The 15781-nt window shown below is 59.4% G+C and carries 8 protein-coding genes and 1 riboswitch; of the genes, 3 read left to right on the top strand and 5 right to left on the bottom strand.

Annotation, left to right across the window (positions count from 1 at the left end):
• Positions 1–92 precede the first annotated feature (92 nt).
• Entirely contained in the window at positions 93–1553 is a 1461-nt protein-coding gene (locus ACNA1V_RS13045; RefSeq protein ID WP_415834039.1) for a surface lipoprotein assembly modifier, read from the top strand.
• Between the two features lie 105 nt (positions 1554–1658).
• On the opposite strand, the gene ACNA1V_RS13040 is transcribed toward ACNA1V_RS13045, so the two are convergent.
• Entirely contained in the window at positions 1659–2705 is a 1047-nt protein-coding gene (locus ACNA1V_RS13040; RefSeq protein WP_415834038.1) for a Gfo/Idh/MocA family protein, read from the bottom strand.
• Between the two features lie 476 nt (positions 2706–3181).
• Between ACNA1V_RS13040 and ACNA1V_RS13035 the strand changes: the two genes are divergently transcribed.
• The gene (locus tag ACNA1V_RS13035; RefSeq protein WP_415834037.1) at positions 3182–4054 is read left to right on the top strand and encodes an Rpn family recombination-promoting nuclease/putative transposase; all 873 of its coding nucleotides are present in this window, start codon (positions 3182–3184) and stop codon (positions 4052–4054) included.
• Between the two features lie 54 nt (positions 4055–4108).
• A riboswitch (TPP riboswitch) is annotated at positions 4109–4217 on the top strand.
• Positions 4218–4352: 135 nt separating this feature from the next.
• Positions 4353–5798, top strand: a complete 1446-nt coding sequence (locus tag ACNA1V_RS13030) for a sodium:solute symporter family protein (RefSeq protein ID WP_415834036.1) — start codon at positions 4353–4355, stop codon at positions 5796–5798.
• A gap of 123 nt (positions 5799–5921) precedes the next feature.
• Here ACNA1V_RS13030 and ACNA1V_RS13025 read toward each other — a convergent pair whose 3' ends face one another.
• From ACNA1V_RS13025 to bcsB, 4 genes are all read right to left on the bottom strand, one after another.
• Positions 5922–7682: a hypothetical protein gene (locus tag ACNA1V_RS13025; protein ID WP_415834035.1), complete on the bottom strand. Its 1761-nt coding sequence runs from the start codon at positions 7680–7682 to the stop codon at positions 5922–5924.
• Between the two features lie 125 nt (positions 7683–7807).
• Complete coding sequence (locus tag ACNA1V_RS13020) at positions 7808–12001, bottom strand: cellulose biosynthesis protein BcsC (RefSeq protein WP_415834034.1); 4194 nt, start codon at positions 11999–12001, stop codon at positions 7808–7810.
• Between the two features lie 184 nt (positions 12002–12185).
• Positions 12186–13430 (bottom strand): cellulose synthase complex periplasmic endoglucanase BcsZ, encoded by a 1245-nt coding sequence (gene bcsZ, locus ACNA1V_RS13015; protein WP_415834033.1) that lies wholly within the window; start codon positions 13428–13430, stop codon positions 12186–12188.
• The gene (gene bcsB / locus ACNA1V_RS13010) at positions 13430–15736 is read right to left on the bottom strand and encodes a cellulose biosynthesis cyclic di-GMP-binding regulatory protein BcsB (protein ID WP_415834032.1); all 2307 of its coding nucleotides are present in this window, start codon (positions 15734–15736) and stop codon (positions 13430–13432) included. The genes bcsZ and bcsB overlap by 1 nt, the downstream gene beginning before the upstream one ends.
• Positions 15737–15781 lie beyond the last annotated feature (45 nt).

Below are 15781 nucleotides of genomic sequence, written 5' to 3'. Positions count from 1 at the left end.
ACGCAATAGCCCCTTCAAGCACAGCGGATGTGCTTTCCCGGAACCTGTTCATGCGGACAGGTTCCGTTTCTGCTTTACAACCCGGCCCGCCCATGTCCTATCTTTCCGTTACCCGAGTCATGGTTTTTTGCTGCCTGTCTTACTGCGTTAGCACCTACGCACAACAAGATACCAGCGACCGGCTTTGGATGCAGTCCGAACAGAATTCTCAACGCTTGCAACAACAGCTGCTGCCTGACGACACAGACTCTCAGGCCAGCGAAGCCTACCAGGCGGCCATAGATGCCATGACACTGACCCCCGAAGGTCGTCTGCAACGATTGACGCTTGAAATACTCAAAGCGGTTAATCACAAGGACTGGTTCGGCGCCAGCAGGTTATTGAGCCAGTACGCCAGAGTACCCCACCATGACCCGGCATTATTTGACTTTGTCTCAGCCAGCCGGCTTGCAGCCAGCGGCGACTACAACCACGCCGTCGATCAATACCGCAAAGTCCTGGAAACCAACCCTTATTTTTCCAGAGGCAGTCTGGACCTGGGGCGAGTCCTGTACACGGACAATCGGCTGCACGATGCCGGCATCGTATTCCGCCAACTAAAAACGCAGGCGCACCCCGATGACATCCGACAATATATCGACCAGTACACCAAGGCCATAGAGGAACGTCAGCAACTGCACGTATCGCTATCTGCCTCATGGGTGCACGAAGATAACCTGAATCAGGCTTCTACTTACGTTGACTCTTGCGCCATGATTTTTGACGGCGCTTGTCACACGAATATCCCCGTCGCAAAAAAAGGGGACAGTGGTCTCTACTATGAAGCCAGTGCGGACAAGCTCTGGTCCCTCGCCGGACACCATAACATTTTGTTCCGCAGCATCAACTACGGCAACCATTACTACCATGAGAACAGCTACGACAATTTCGTGTCCACCAACTATCTGGGTTATCAGTTCAATTCAGCGCGTAATCAAATCCAGGTGTTGCCGTCTTTTGAGTACGACAACGAAGGAGGTCATAAGGCGTACCATGCATTCGGCATGCGTACGAGCTTCCGCCGCCAACTCACGCCTCGCGCACTGGCAGAATTGAGCTACGAATACAAGAACAGACACTTTTCCCACAACTTCTCTTATCTTCAGGGGAACTATCAAGGTATTTCGTTGTTCGGTGTGTATTGGCTGCACCCCAGCACACAACTGTACGGCAATCTGATGTGGCGTGATAACGATGCAAAACAAAAGGTTTTTGCCTATCGTGAAAAAATTGCGCGCGTTGGTATTTTCAAATCTTTTCAGAACCAGATAACGCTCAATATCGCCTATACCTTCCGGCACAAAGAAGCAGAAAGTTCGAATGCTTTCTTCGGTGGGCGGCGTCAGCGGGACAATGAAAATGGTATTTACGTCGGACTCACCGCCCCCTACCTTTCCTGGCACGGACTGACGCCCACTTTCAGCTATGAGTACCGGAAAAACCGTAGCACGATCCCGCATGCCTACACATTTGAAAAAAGCCGCACAATGCTAGGCGTCTCCAAAATCTTCTGATCAAGCGCGATCTACACGATAGCCACACAGAATACTCACAGGCCATACAGAATCTATACACAGGGTTATACACAAGCGTTCCTTGTCCCAAACACACCTAGCCTATCACCCCAACTTCACCACCTTCCCCGTCGCTGCCGCCTGAATGATCGCTTCGGTCACGCGCAGGTTCTGCACGCCGTCGCGCACCGTCACCAATGGCTCGGCTTCGCCGCGCACCACGGCCGCGAAGTGGGCAAGCTGGAAGTCAATGGGGTCGCCACGGCGGACGGCTTCTTCGGAGACGTCAAACGGTTTCCACCACGACCGGTCGGCTTCGCGCGCATAGGTTTTCATGCGCATGGTGGGCACGGCCAGCGAACCCATGGTGCCGGCCAGGGTGTAGCAGTCTTCATCACCATAGGTGGAGTAGGCCGGGTTTTCCTGGCTGGTCTGTTCCCAGCTGCGGGCACTGGCAGCCGTGTCCGACAACATGAACACACCCAGCACGCCGTTGGCAAAGCGCAGGTTGATGGCCGCCGTGTCTTCCACTGCGAAGCCGCGTACCGCGTTCGATGCGAAGGCCTGCACGGCAATGATTTCGCCGCACAGCATGCGCAGATTGTGCACTTCGTGGATCATGTTCAGTAGCACCGGCCCGGCGCCGGGCGCCTTGCGCCAGGGTGCGCTTTCGTAATATTCGTCGGGCTTGAAGAACTGCGCGCTGCCCATGACGGAAACCAGGCGGCCCAGGCGGCCGGACTGCACGATTTCACGCGCCTGCGCCATGATCGGGCTGTGCGTGCGATGGTGGCCGACCAGCACCTTGGCGCCTTCGGCTTGCACCCGCTGCATCAGGGCTTCGCCTTCTTCCACGGTGGCGGTCACCGGCTTTTCCAATAGGATGGGCAGGCCAGCGTCCAGGCACTCATTGGCATGCGCCAGGTGCAACTGGTTGGGGGTAGCCAGGATGACGCCATCCGGCCTTGCCTGCGCCAGCATGTCTTCCAGCGATGCGAACCAGCGCGCCCCCGCCATGTTCGCGAGTTCCTGCGCAGCAGGGGCTGGGTCGATCACAGCCGCCAATTCGCAATCCGCATTGCGCCGGATGCTATCCATATGTGCCTGGCCGATATAGCCAGCGCCAGCGACTGCAATACGGGTCTTGCTCATTACACACTGCTCCTGTTGCTCGGGTTCCTTAGCCTGGTGCCGTACCTGGGGTAACGACACTCGCAGAAGTGTAAAGGCATGGCATCGCAACACCATCTACGCAGCATGAATCCGGATATCACACTGCATTGATAATTCAACCATGAAGCACGCTGGCACCAAGACTGAAGCTGCTGCACCGAGCCGCCTGCATGCCGCTCGGATTTGCCAGGCACCAGACAGTCCATGAGGGCTGCCTGGTGCCTGGGTTCAACCAAGGGGAGTTTCACCGGGCGGACTTTGCGCATTTTCCGCCAGCCGGTTCCGGCGCAGACTGTTCCCTGTTTTCGTTTCATCGAAGCCACAGGATCAGGCATGGTTTTTCCACACACTCCCTCGGGCTTTTCTGAATTGCCGGTCTCTGCACACACCGTTTCTGGAAATGCAGGCTACCGCCCATCCCCCAACGCACCGGCCTGGCGCTGAACAATGATCTCGTGTTCAAGATGCTGTTCTCGCGCCGGCTTGATTTGCTCTCCGACCTGATCAATGCGGTGCGCTACCACGCAGCGCCCATCCGGGTCGTGGAGGTGCTCAACCCGTCCATCCTGCCGGAAGACCTGGAAGGCAAGCAGATCGTGCTCGATATCCTGGCGCAGGACGCAAACGGCCACCGCTTCATGGTTGAAATGCAGTTGAGACGCTACCTGCACTGGCCCGAACGCAACGTCTATTATCTGGCGCGCAATCTTTCCGACCAGCTTCAGCATGGCCGCGACTACCGTCACTTGCGGCCCGCCATCGGTATCAGCCTGCTGGACCATGAACTGTTCCCTGACTACCCGCAACAGGCCGACTGGCACTTCACACTGCGCGATACCCGTCACCCTGGTGTGCAGTTGGGCCAGGCCATGCAAGTGCATATAATCGAATTGCCCAAGGCAGAACGGCTGCACGGCTATCCCTCAGCACTGCCCGATTGGGTTGCCTGCCTGCGCCATAACCTGGATGACGACCGCATGAGCCAGATTACCCATCCTCCCGTGCAGGATGCCTTGAAGCACCTGCAGGGCATGTACTCCGACGAAGCCTTGCGCCTGGCTGCCGAACGCCGCGAACTTGCGCTGATTGATGAACAGGATGCACTGGATTATGCGCGCCTGGAAGGCGAGGGGATCGGCCTGCACAAAGGTGAGCGCATCGGCTTGCATAAAGGCCAGGCCCTCATGCTGAAACGCCTGCTCGAACGACGCTTCGGCCCGTTGCACAAGCATGCCCTGGCCAGGCTGGAAACTGCCAGCGCAACCGAGATCGAACGCTGGTCTGATCAAGTGCTGGATGCCCCATCCCTGGAAATGCTCTTCCAATAAACACAAGAACGCCTATCATTCATTGACAAATCCCCCCTGGCCCTCTACGCTTGCCAGCGTTCCTGGGGGGGCCCACTCAATGGGCTGAGATTCCGCTGTATCGCGGTGACCCTTAGAACCTGATCCGGATCATGCCGGCGAAGGGAAGGGAGTCTGCCCACGCGCGCGCCTGTCCGCTTCTTCAACCCATGGTTGCGCGCCGGGTTGCTGTGCCTTTCCGGTACACGCCTGTTCCCCTTTTTGCGCGCAGCCAGATTTTGCGGCCATCCTGAAGGATCGCCGCAGGAGATGCGCTGTCATGCTCACTGAAAACGCCACCCTGGCCTGGCTGCTGGGTTTCTCGGCGCTCTATGCGCTGGCCGGTGTGGTTTATGCCCGCCGCCAACGCGATAACCTGGAAGACTTCATCGTCGCTCGCAACAGCCAGGGTTCCTTTGCCACCATCCTGACGCTGATGGCCTCCTCGCTGGGCGCCTGGATTCTGTTCTCGCCCCCGCAAGCTGCCACCTGGGGGGGCCTGGCCGCAGTGATCGGCTATGCCCTGGGCTCGATGTCCCCACGACTGATCATGATTCCGCTGGGCCAGCGCATGCGTGAACTCAGCCCGCGCGGCCACACGCTGACCGAGTTCCTGATCGTACGCTATGGCCGTCCGATGTACGTGCTGACGCTGTTGATCATGCTGTTCTATATGTTCATCTCGCTGACGGCGGAAATCACGGCCATCGCCAAGCTGGTCACGCTGCTCGCCCCCATCCCGCTGTGGGTCACTGCGGCCATCGTCATGGGCTTCACGCTGCTCTATACGGCCTATGGCGGCTTGCGCGCCTCCATCTTTACCGACAAGGTGCAGATCGTCATCATCGTGCCGCTGTTGCTGGTCATGCTGTGGCTGGGATGGAAGGCTACCGGCGGCATCAGCGCCACGGCCGAGATACTGCGCCAGCAGGCGCCGCAACTGCTGGATCTGACCAACGCCACCGGCCTCAAGGCGGGCGTCACGTTCTTCGTCGCCATCCTGCTCACCGGCATCTTCCACCAGGGCAACTGGCAGCGTGTTTATTCTGCCAAGGATATCCCGTCTATGCGGCGCGGTTTCCTGCTGGGCGGCGTGCTGGTGGTGCCCTTCATTTTCGTGATGGGCCTGTTCGGCCTGGCCTTCGTCGCCTATCACCCCCAGGGCGATAGTTCGATCGCGCTCTTCACCATCATCATGCCGGATGTGCCGCTCTGGTTCGCCATTGCGCTCATCCCGCTGGGGCTGGCGCTGGTCATGAGCAGCGCCGATACCGTGATCAGCGCGGTCTCCAGCATCATTGCCGTGGATGTCAAACGCCTGGCCCCCCATACCAGCACGACCACGCTGCTGCGCCTGGCGCGCTGGCTCATCATGCTGCTGGCCATTCCCGTGATGATTGTCTCGGCGCAAGGCTATAGCGTGCTGTACCTGTTCCTGCTGGCAGACCTGCTGTGCGCCGCCGCCGCTTTCCCGGTGTTCTACGGCCTCTACAGCCGCCGCCACGACGGCCGCACCGCCACGCTGGGCACCCTGGCCGGCCTGGCAGCTGGCCTGACCTATTTCCCGTCCCCCACGGGCAACATGAATACCCTGCTGGAATCCTTCCTGCTGGCCGCGCTGGTGCCGGTTGCCGTGGTCTGGGTGCTGCAGTTCGTGCTGCCGAAGCGGCAGGAGTTCAAGCTGGAAGAGTTGCATCTGGCGGTGCAGCGACTGGATCAGGATTGATACGCCTCCGGATCCCGCCTCCTGGCTGCCAGTCAGAATCGCCACGGCAATGAAAAACCGCCTGGAGGGATAGCCCTCCAGGCGGTTTCAGACTCACTCTGCAAGCCGTCGTACGGCCCTCGTTCAGTTCTTCTGCGCTGCCTTGAAGATGGTGAATCCATCCGTCGCAGCAGCCAGCAAGCGAACCTCCTTGGCTACCTTCTTGCCGCCAACAGTCGTCACGCTATCGACGATCAGGACACCATTCTGTTTCAAGTGAGACACATAGGCGCAACTGCCGGAAATCACATCGGTATAACTCAGCCCATAGACACCGAACATATTCGATGCCCGATCTGAGGGCAGGTTATCCAGCAATGCTTCCGCCTTGCAGCCCTGGGTGGCGTCCCCAACAATGCGGTAGTTGCCGGTACCGACCGGATTGTTGTCCGTGTCCACCGTCATGACTTCCTCTACGGTCAGGGATTTCAGCACCGGACGGTTGCCAAAAGACAGCCAACCGCCTTCGCCGCTATAGCTCCCGCCATTCAGCACGGCCTGGAACAATTCCGTGCCGGTTTCCGGCGGCGGTTTCACAAAGTTCATCTCCGTCGCGGTCGGCAGGCCACGAATGGCCGTCGATGAGAAATTATTGGAGGGATCATCGTACAGGCCACGCAGCTTGATGGTATCCCCGACGTTTTCCCGACGTAGCGTGCCTGCGAAATGGATACCGCTATAAATGGTATCGCTGTAGCGACGCCAGAACAGCGCGTCATTGGCGTAGAACTGGCCGCTGCTGCCTTCCATCCCCAGGCGCGTGATGCTGTAGAGCACATCGCCATCGCCATTGCCCCGGTACATCAGGTATTCATGGTTAGGCAAGACCACCATATTCACGACCTGGCCGGTAAACGGATCCGTACCTGTCCACGAACCGATCGGATTGTTCTCCGCACTCGCCGTATTATTGGCAAACGTATTGTAGGTACGCGGAATAGAAGTATTGTTTGCCTGCGGCAGGTAGCTGCCGTCCAGAATATAGGTATTGATGTTGCCCAGGCGCGTCGCCAGCCAGATACCGGATTTCTGATAGCTGTCGTCATAACGCACAATTGCCGTACCCGTCAGCACATTCCCGGTCTGTTCGCAGGTATTGCTGGTCGTGGAGCCGAAGTCGTTGTAAAGCGTCATCGTGACGGAATAGAACGGACTGGTCGAGCCGGAGTTGGCGGCGTCGCTGCGCGGCGTCACCGTGCCATAGAAACGGCAGTTACCGCTGCGGCCACTCAGACGTCCGGCCCAATCCACATACAGTGCCCAGCCACCGCCATCCGCCGTGTCGCCTCGATAGGCTCCCTGGATACCGTTGGCGATGAACAGGTTCGAATCCTGGCTGGACAACAAGCCGTTGTACTCCATGCCGAAGGTAATGAACGTCGAAGCAGAATAGGGCGAAGTAAAGCGCCCATCCATCGTGCCGGTTTCGGTATTCCAGGTGGCCGTGGTGCGGCCAGAGACCGTGGCCGTGACCGATGCAATGGAGCGGAATGCGCCTGTTCCCGTCGAAACGGCAGGACGCATGTAATACGTCGCATTGCTGGCGGAGAACCTGGCACCGGATTGAGTCCAGTTGCCGTACAGGCCGTCATAACCGGTTTCGTCGGTACCGCCACGGGCAAAGAAGAAGTTCCCACTGCTGCCCGTCACGCCCGCATTACCTGGGTCAACGATGCCGAACATCGTCTGTCCATCACCGCTTTTCCCCGACCAGACACCTGCCGGATACTGCCGCGTCGTTGAAATAGGCCCTTCACCGATATCGCTGTCATCGCCATCGCCGCCGCCACAAGCAGTCAGCGCCAAGGCGCAAAGAGATAGGGCGGCACTTCGGCTTGCTGCCATACGGAAAATTTCCAGTCCGCTCACATTGACTCCAGATTTTGCTGTCCCGCCGTTCGGATACATAAACAACGGCGGGATCTAGTGTTCACAAAAAAACAAACTACCCATTTCAACGACTAAGGCCCTCAATCGCTATAAATCGACCGGAGCTGCTGAACTGGCATGGCCAGGGGACGGCTTTGCGGTTCGAAGGCATAACGCAGATACAAACCGCCAGTGAATTGACGGTAATCCTTGGCATTATCCAAGCCCAGGTGACCGCCAAAGAACAACTGCGGTGCCACCTGATACTCCATGGCGCCAGAGAAGTTGTAGCCCACGCCAGTCTTGGATTGACCCGCGTAACGTGCCCTGGCGGCATCATCATTCAGATCCGCCAGCGACGCCATGTTCTGCGCCGCCTCATACGCCGCCATTTGCCGCGAGCTGCTGGTCGGGAAATAGTTGGCGGGGTCTTCCTTGAAGTGCTGCAACCCGATACTACCGGCAACACGGTAGCTGAGGCGCTCCTTACGCTGCGACCAGTCTATCGGCACAGACACCGACACAAAATTCTGCGGACTGAAATAACCGCCATGGCCATAGGTGAAGAAACGCCTGTTCTTGCCATAGCCCATGCCAGTCACGTTCACCCCTGTGGTCAGACGGGCATCTTCCTCATCCATCAAATGCACGTACATGCCACCGCCACCTTCGATACGCGTGTTGCTCGCAACATTGTGGCCAGTCAGATAATGGTAGGACCCATAACCATAGAAACCATAGCCTGGCTCGGGTTCATAGGTCAGGTCAACCCGCCCGCCGGTGGCCACGACACCGCCCCATTTATCTCCGGTACGCTCATCCTTGGTGCCGGCGTAGGACAGTACGCTATCCGTGACCGGACGGCGCGACGCCGTGGCCTTATAGGCGAACTCGTCGCCCAGCGGCCCCTGGATCGACACGCCGCCGACGATATTGTTTTCCTGAAAGCCCAACGGGGTCGTCCCGACATCCGCCCGTAGATAATCGTTCTCGTACTTCAGCGCCAGACCCACGCCCTCTTGGCTCTGTGAACCGGGCGAGACCGGCCGGCCGCCGGATTCTGCGATCAGATAGGATTCGTAAGCGGCTTGCGGGCCGCCGCCAAACCGGCTGCTGGCGTCGTAGGTGGCCAGGCTGCGCGCGGTTTCCGGTGTTCCGGCGTCTATGCTGACCATCATTGCATGGACGGAAATCTTGCCGTCGCCCAAAGGCATGCTGGCTTCGATGGGGACACTGTACTCATCCATCTTGCCCAGGCCTTTTTCCCCATCACGCTGGCGTGTATTGACGCCCATCGCAATCGTGGGCGTACGCTCCTGCTTGAGATCCGCAAACTCTTCGTTCAGCGAGCGAGGCCGCTGGGGTGCGACCGGAATGCCGTCCATAGACTCGTCATATTGCCAGCCCGAATCCAGTGGCTGCCCAGCCGAGGCATAGTTATTGCCATAAGCACCGTATGCGCCGGCAGCAGCCACTGCTGGCGCATTGTTCATGGCCATCGCTTGCGCCGCAGGCATCTGGGGCGTGGCCTGTGCCGTACGCGCCGCCTGTGCCGGCCGGGCAACTGCCGCATTGGCTGGCAGGCTACGTGAGCCCGTTGCTGCCGCTGTGCGTGTCGCCGCAGGCGCCACCGCCTGAGCCTGCCCACCCCCGGCGTAGTTCCAGCCCGTGCTGCCCGCCACGGCGCCCCCCGCCTGTACGGGCGGGGGAATGTACGCAGCGCCGGCAGCATAAGGCACGGCCTGGAATGCCGGGGCAGTACCCGCCCTGGCTGCTTGATTATTGACAGGCGCGGGCACCGCCATGGCCGTCGCCGCGCCGCCGCGACGGAACGGATTGCCACCGGCAGCACCTTGCGTGCCAGCGAAGCGATTGCCAGATGCCGCACCCATATTGCCGCGCCGCTGTGCCGCCACGGCCTGATCGTAGTATTTGACCGCCTGGGAATTCTTGCCACGGGCACGGTAGTAGCGTGCCGCAGTGGACAAAACCTCGTAATCATCGGGTGCCTGCTTGAGCGCATTCTTCAATGCGGACTCAGCATAGCGATAATCCTTGGCTTGCTCTGCCACCATGGTGACCGCCAGCAGGGTCGGCACATCTGCCGCATTGATTTCCAGCTCATCCTTATAGATGGCCAGAGCATCGTTGTAATCGCCGTTGTCGGAATACATGCGCGCCAATGCGCTACGGGCATCCTTGCTGACAGACGGTTCCTGCAACAAGGGCTGGAGTACATCGTAAGCACCCGCCAGGTCGCCAGACAGGCGCAAGGCATCGGCCTGGCGCACCACATACGCATCACGCAGCGACTTGAAGCTGGCCTGGTCGGCACGCGACAGCGGCTGTGATGACAGCTGTTGCAAGATACCGGCAAGCTCCGCATCCTGGCCTGTCTTCAGCAACACTGCGGCATATTGCAGCCACAATCCCGGCGGCGGCGCGACCGACCCCACAATGGACTGGCGCAACAATTCCGTTGCCACAGTCGGCTGGCCGACATCGGCATACGCACTGGCCACTACACCCAGCAGCTCCGTATCGCGCCCGGCAACGCCGCGCAGTTCCGAGAGCAATTGCTCGGCCTGCTGTTGCTGGCCTTGACCGGCCAGGGCCAGGGCGCGCTTGCTCTGCTCGTGGATCCAAGCCCGCTTGTGCAGATTGGCCAGATCCGTATTGCGTGCATTGCCAGGCACCCGCTCAAGCAATTGCAGTACCGTCCGCCAATCCTCCTGGGCAGCAGCGAACAGCGCGCTGGCATGCAGGGCATCGGCCGTCGGCGTGCCACTGCTCAGCAAAGCCTGCATCAGGCCCTGGGCCTGCTCAGCCTGACCGATATCCATGTAGAGGCGGGCCAGTTCAAGACGAATCCAGGGGTTGGTCGGATCATTCGCAATCGCGCGCTCCAACGCCACCTTGCCGCTCTGCACATCATTTTGCTGTAACGCCAAACGGGCCTGCCGCATGGCTTCCTCGGCACGCAAGGCCCCGAGATTCCCCATGCCTTCCTGCTGCTCTGGCGTCAGTCGCGCCACCAGCTGCATGGCTTCTTCGGATTTGCCCACCTGCGGCAGCACGGTAATCAAACCGCGCAATGCCTCCGGCTGATCCGGCGTTTGCTTGAGCACATTGCGATACAGGGTTTCAGCCGCCGGATAATCCCCCTGGATATAGAGCACATCTGCCAGATTGTTCTGGCCGGTCGGTTCCTGGCGGTCTATCCGCACAGCCTGGGTCAGCAAGCGCTGCGCCTCGGACAAGCGATTATCTGCCCGTGCCTTGTCAGCGCCACGCACCAGCGACCAATATGTCGCGCTGTCCAGCGCTTCCTTCCAGCGTCCCGCATTGCCGCGCTTGGATGCCTGCGCCAGCAGTACCTGGGCTTCCTCGAAGTTCTTCTGTTTCAGGCGCACCAGCCCGAGCCCGCCTTGCGCATCACCATCATTGGGCCGTGCCGCGAGAACAGACTTGAATTCGAGTTCCGCATTCACCAGGTCATTCTGATCCAGCAGCCGGAAACCCGCTGTCGTACGGTCACGATAGGGATCTCGATTGACCCGCTGTGCCGCTTGCTGCGCTTGTTGCGCCTGCTGGCGCTCCCGGCCTGCCTCGGCGACTTTCTGGCGTATGCCCTGATCATCCGGATAGCTGGCGAGATAGGCATTGTAAAGACGCACATCCGCCGGGCTACCGCCCAGCCATTCCAAAGCCTGGCGCCAGGCCTGACGCGCATCCTCACGCACCGCAGGTTGCTTGATCAGTTCGGACAAGCGCCGAATCCCTTCGGCACGCGTCGAATTGCGGTAAGTCAGGTGGCGCGCCAATGCCAACGCCTTGGATGAATCATTGGGGCTGGCCTGGGCCAAGCGTTCAAAACCTCGTCGCGCTTCTTCCCACCCATCGGCGCTGCCGCCCAGGGTCTGGTAATACTCCATGGCCAGCTCGCCGCTGGGAGGTTGGCCACCGAACGCCTGGCGATACTCATTGGCCGCTTCTTCAACGCGCCCTTGCTGCGCCAGATTACGCGCAGCCTCCAGCTGTCCGCGGTTTCCTGCCAGCTGAATGCTTTGCTCCAACCTGCGAATCAGGCTGCTGCGAGGGTGGGCGCTACGCAACTGGCGCAAATAATCCTCAGCCAGAGAGACATCATTGTCGTCCAACGCCAACTCAGCCATTCCTACCAGGGCATCAGGCTGAGTCGGATCTATGCGCAGCAGCTTCTCCCAGCTTTCCTTGGCGCGCACGGTGTCGTGCCGGCTTTGCCAATAACGGCTCTGCTCAATCAAAACCTGCACGGGATCAGTCGCTTGCTGTGCCAATCCAGGCGCGGCATACCCCAGCACTGCCGCTGCGACGCAAAGACGACCGGCAAGACCGGTAACACGCCTGTTTTTCCTGGATGTTTTCTTGACAGACATCGTCATACGCTCAAAGAAGGAGGGATTGATCTGACACTATAGACGCGCCGGTGACGCCTGCTTATTTCTTGGCCAGGACCAGGGTGCCATCAGCGGCAAAATGATACCGCTGATCCACCCAGCCCAATGCAAAGAGCGCCAGCACCATATCGTAGTAAGGCGGAAAACTTGCGGGAACGCCAGCGGTTTGCGGAATCTGCTGCTCCACGCGTTGCCATTGGCGCTGATACGCCGGTTCATCCTTGAACGCCCGCAAGTACGGCAACAACGCTGCCGAAAAGCCCACCGGGCCATCACCGGAAACTTCTCCGGTCAGGGCCCGCACCTGCTCCGGCGGCCATTCCCTGGATGCCAACACGCGCCGCATGCCGCCCAGGGCATCGAGCGCCCCCTGGAAATAGGGGTCTCGGGGAGACGTCATGCCTGCCCACATGTAGCAGCGAATCGCGTCATAGCTCCCCAGATCCCCCTTATAGGGGTCCAGAATAAACATGCCAGTATCCGGCGCGGTAGCTTGATAGCCCACCCAGTCCGCAATGAAGCCCTGCCGGCAGCACTGGCTCAGCATCGTCATGGTATTTGCGGCAATATCCCGCCACGGGCCTGTTGCATCTGCGCCAGCCAGCCGCCGCAATTGCGGAATCATCAGATAGCTGGGATTCAATCGCCAGACACCTTGTTCCGGATAGGCAAACCCTGTCGGGCCAGGCAACAACATGCTGCCCAGGCCAGGCAGTTTGACGACTTCCTTCTTTTTGACATTGGCCAGCAACTGCTCTGCCGGCTTTCTCAATTCAGGGCGCCGCCACAAACGGGCCGCTTCCAGCAAGGCGTAAACGAACCAAAGATCTGCATCGGAAGCGGCGTTGGCATCCAACACCCCCCAGTTGCCGTCCTCTCGACGCCCCCACTGCCAGGCTGGCAGGCGGTCGTCCAGGCTGCCCTCGAACAGGTTCGCAACACTCCAATTCCAAATAGCGTCGAAACGTTCCTTATCACCAGCGACCAGGGCGAAGAACATGCCATAGGATTGGCCTTCCGATGTCGAATGCATCTGCGGCACGCTGAAATCGACGATGCGGCCATCCGCCTGCACGAATGTCGTCGCAAAATGCTGCCATAGCGGCCACGCATCGGTGGCTTGCGCAGCACCAGCCACCTCTGGCGCAACGAACCAGGGCAGGGCGGCCAACGCCAGCCCCTGGCCCATGAAGCGGCGACGCGCCGGGCCGGAAACCGGCTTGATTTCACCTTCCTCGATTACGCCTGGCGCGGCGCAACCGGCGCGATGGCCGACATCCATCATTATTCTCCCTTCAGTCTCGCCTTAGCTTTGGCACGCATGATCACGTAAATCAGGAAGGCCAACAGCAGGGCGCAACCGAGCGCCAGCAACAGCATCAGCAAAGGCCGGGACGACATGTACCATTGAATGTACTGGAAGAAAGGCAGGCTGCCGGTGTAATAACTAGGCTCGGCCAGCAGACTGACAGCATCCTTGTCTTTCACAATCACCAGGCTGCCCTGGATTTTTGGAATGACATTCACATCCAGCAGGGCTTCTGCCGTTTTCTGTACGCTGCCATTGCGGCCGCTCGATACCAGAACCACGCTGCGGCCCGAACTCAACGGCGATTCGAACCCTGCGATGATGCCATCAGTGGAATCACTCCGGTAGGACAGATTGGCATTGACGTCACGGCGCACGGCCTCGCCATCCCGGTTCCACCATACCAATGCATCACTGACGAAATCCGCAATGCCGAAGCGGCTGGCTTTACCGTCTTCAGCAGCAGGGATGTAGGCCGCCCACTCGCGCAACAACGGCTGATTGGCGCTATTCCCGAACACCAGCAAATCACGGTTTTGCAAAATCCCCAGGTCATTGCCTTGCGCCACCGTCACGCCAACCACGGGGTAGCCGGTCGATTCGCCCATGCGGCCCATCAGGGTCAGATAAGCGGAAAAATCGGAAAGCCCGGGCTGTTCCGGCATGACCACGACCGTCTCGGACAAATCGGCCAGGCGCGTGAACGGAAAACCGGTGTTGCTGAATGCCGCCAGGTCAGGCATGGCGATGAAATGCGAAAAACCGGAGATATCTATCGTTGAGTCCGGCTCTACGCTGCCCTTGACGTTATCGAGCACCACATCGCGGCAGCTGCCTTCCTTCAAGGGGTCGTAGTAGTAATGGAACTGCAACTGAGCGCGCGCCGGCAGCTTGAACAGCGGAATATCGAATTGCTCTTCGACCGGTTGCGAATCCGCCGGCAAAATACGGTTGACCAGACGATCCAGCGAACTCTCGCCGACCTGTCCGGCAGCAGCCAGGGGATAGGATTTCAGGAACTGGTCGCTGACATTGACGTTCAGGCTGGCCTTATGCGACGACATCCGCGGCGTATAGCGGTACTTGAGATCGACGGGGATCCCTTTGTCACGCCAGGCGAACAGATCCGGCGGCAAACGAAAATCCACGCGGATCAAATCCGGCGAATATCCGCTCACCTGCAATTCTTCCAGGTCAGGCACCAGCTCGCCGAACTTCACCGGACGATCGGTACGCAGCCAGTTGGGAGCATCGTAAGGCACGCGTGGCTTGACCTGATCAATCGATGTGATGGTCGCGGTCTGCCCCGACAGCGACACGCCACCCAATGTCAGCGCCTGTGCTGCCAGCTTGATCTCGTTGCTGTCACGCCCCATCACCAGCAGCAGCTTACCCGTGCTGTCACGCGGATTGGTGACGACGGAAAGCGTCGGGCCGCTGATATTCGCAGGTACCGCCACGCCAGCCAGACGCTCCCGGCCCGTCATGAATACCACCGCATTCCCTTGCTCGGGGATGCTGCGCGACACATTGAAACGTGCGCCACGGTAAGCGGCGAGAGAGCCGAACCAGGATGCCGTCGCACCAGCAGCTTCCAGCACGCCGTTGTCCGGGGTGTCAGGGAAGATGAAGGGCAAATCCAGCATATTGATATCGCGCCGGTCAAAAAATGGCAGCGGCAACAGGCTCAAGTCATTCTTCAGCGCAACCGGAATCACATCCAGCGTCAACACGCTGTTATTGCTGACATTGGCCCAGAGCGTCGAATTCAGCGGATCTTCGCACTCAAGCGTGTAATGCCCGATCAACTGTACCGCCAGACGATTGTAGTCAGCGAAATTCTGCACAGGAACGGGCACCTGGCGTTCCAGCACCTGTCCCGCCGTGCTCTTGGGCACCGGAATGGTATCGATCACATCGTCATTGACGATAACCTTCAAGTGGGACAGATCCGGCAAAAGCGCCGGCGAATAGGTGTAGGAAAGATCGACCTTGGCCCCGACAATCACTTCATCGGACCGTACTGAAAATGGCACGCTGTTGATGCCATCCACCCCGCGCAACTGCATGGGGTACACCAGGCCCAGATCCTTCAGCGTCAGCTTGTAAGTCTTGGTACGCGTGCTGGCGACCGCTCGGGAAACAGGTTCCGCGCCATCCTCCGTCACTGTCGGCGGAACGAAAACCCCTTGCTGAGCCTGAACGGCCAGCGACGCTGTCGTCAGCGCCACGGCGGCCAACAGTCGGCGGACATTGCTGCTTGAATTGAATTTCATGGACATGGGCGATGGGCCTGCGACATAGATGAATTTTGGCGAACAGTGACA

Origin of the sequence: Kerstersia similis (assembly GCF_965139615.1) — a bacterium.
In the GTDB taxonomy this organism is placed as follows: Bacteria; Pseudomonadota; Gammaproteobacteria; order Burkholderiales; family Burkholderiaceae_B; genus Kerstersia; species Kerstersia similis.
This window is presented reverse-complemented; position numbering and strand designations above follow the sequence as displayed.

Coding starts and splice junctions, on each gene's coding strand:
- ACNA1V_RS13045 (WP_415834039.1), top strand. CDS start 93: ATGTCCTATCTTTCCGTTACCCGAGTCATGGTTTTTTGCTGCCTGTCT.
- ACNA1V_RS13040 (WP_415834038.1), bottom strand. CDS start 2,705: ATGAGCAAGACCCGTATTGCAGTCGCTGGCGCTGGCTATATCGGCCAG.
- ACNA1V_RS13030 (WP_415834036.1), top strand. CDS start 4,353: ATGCTCACTGAAAACGCCACCCTGGCCTGGCTGCTGGGTTTCTCGGCG.
- ACNA1V_RS13025 (WP_415834035.1), bottom strand. CDS start 7,682: ATGGCAGCAAGCCGAAGTGCCGCCCTATCTCTTTGCGCCTTGGCGCTG.
- bcsZ (WP_415834033.1), bottom strand. CDS start 13,430: ATGATGGATGTCGGCCATCGCGCCGGTTGCGCCGCGCCAGGCGTAATC.
- bcsB (WP_415834032.1), bottom strand. CDS start 15,736: ATGTCCATGAAATTCAATTCAAGCAGCAATGTCCGCCGACTGTTGGCC.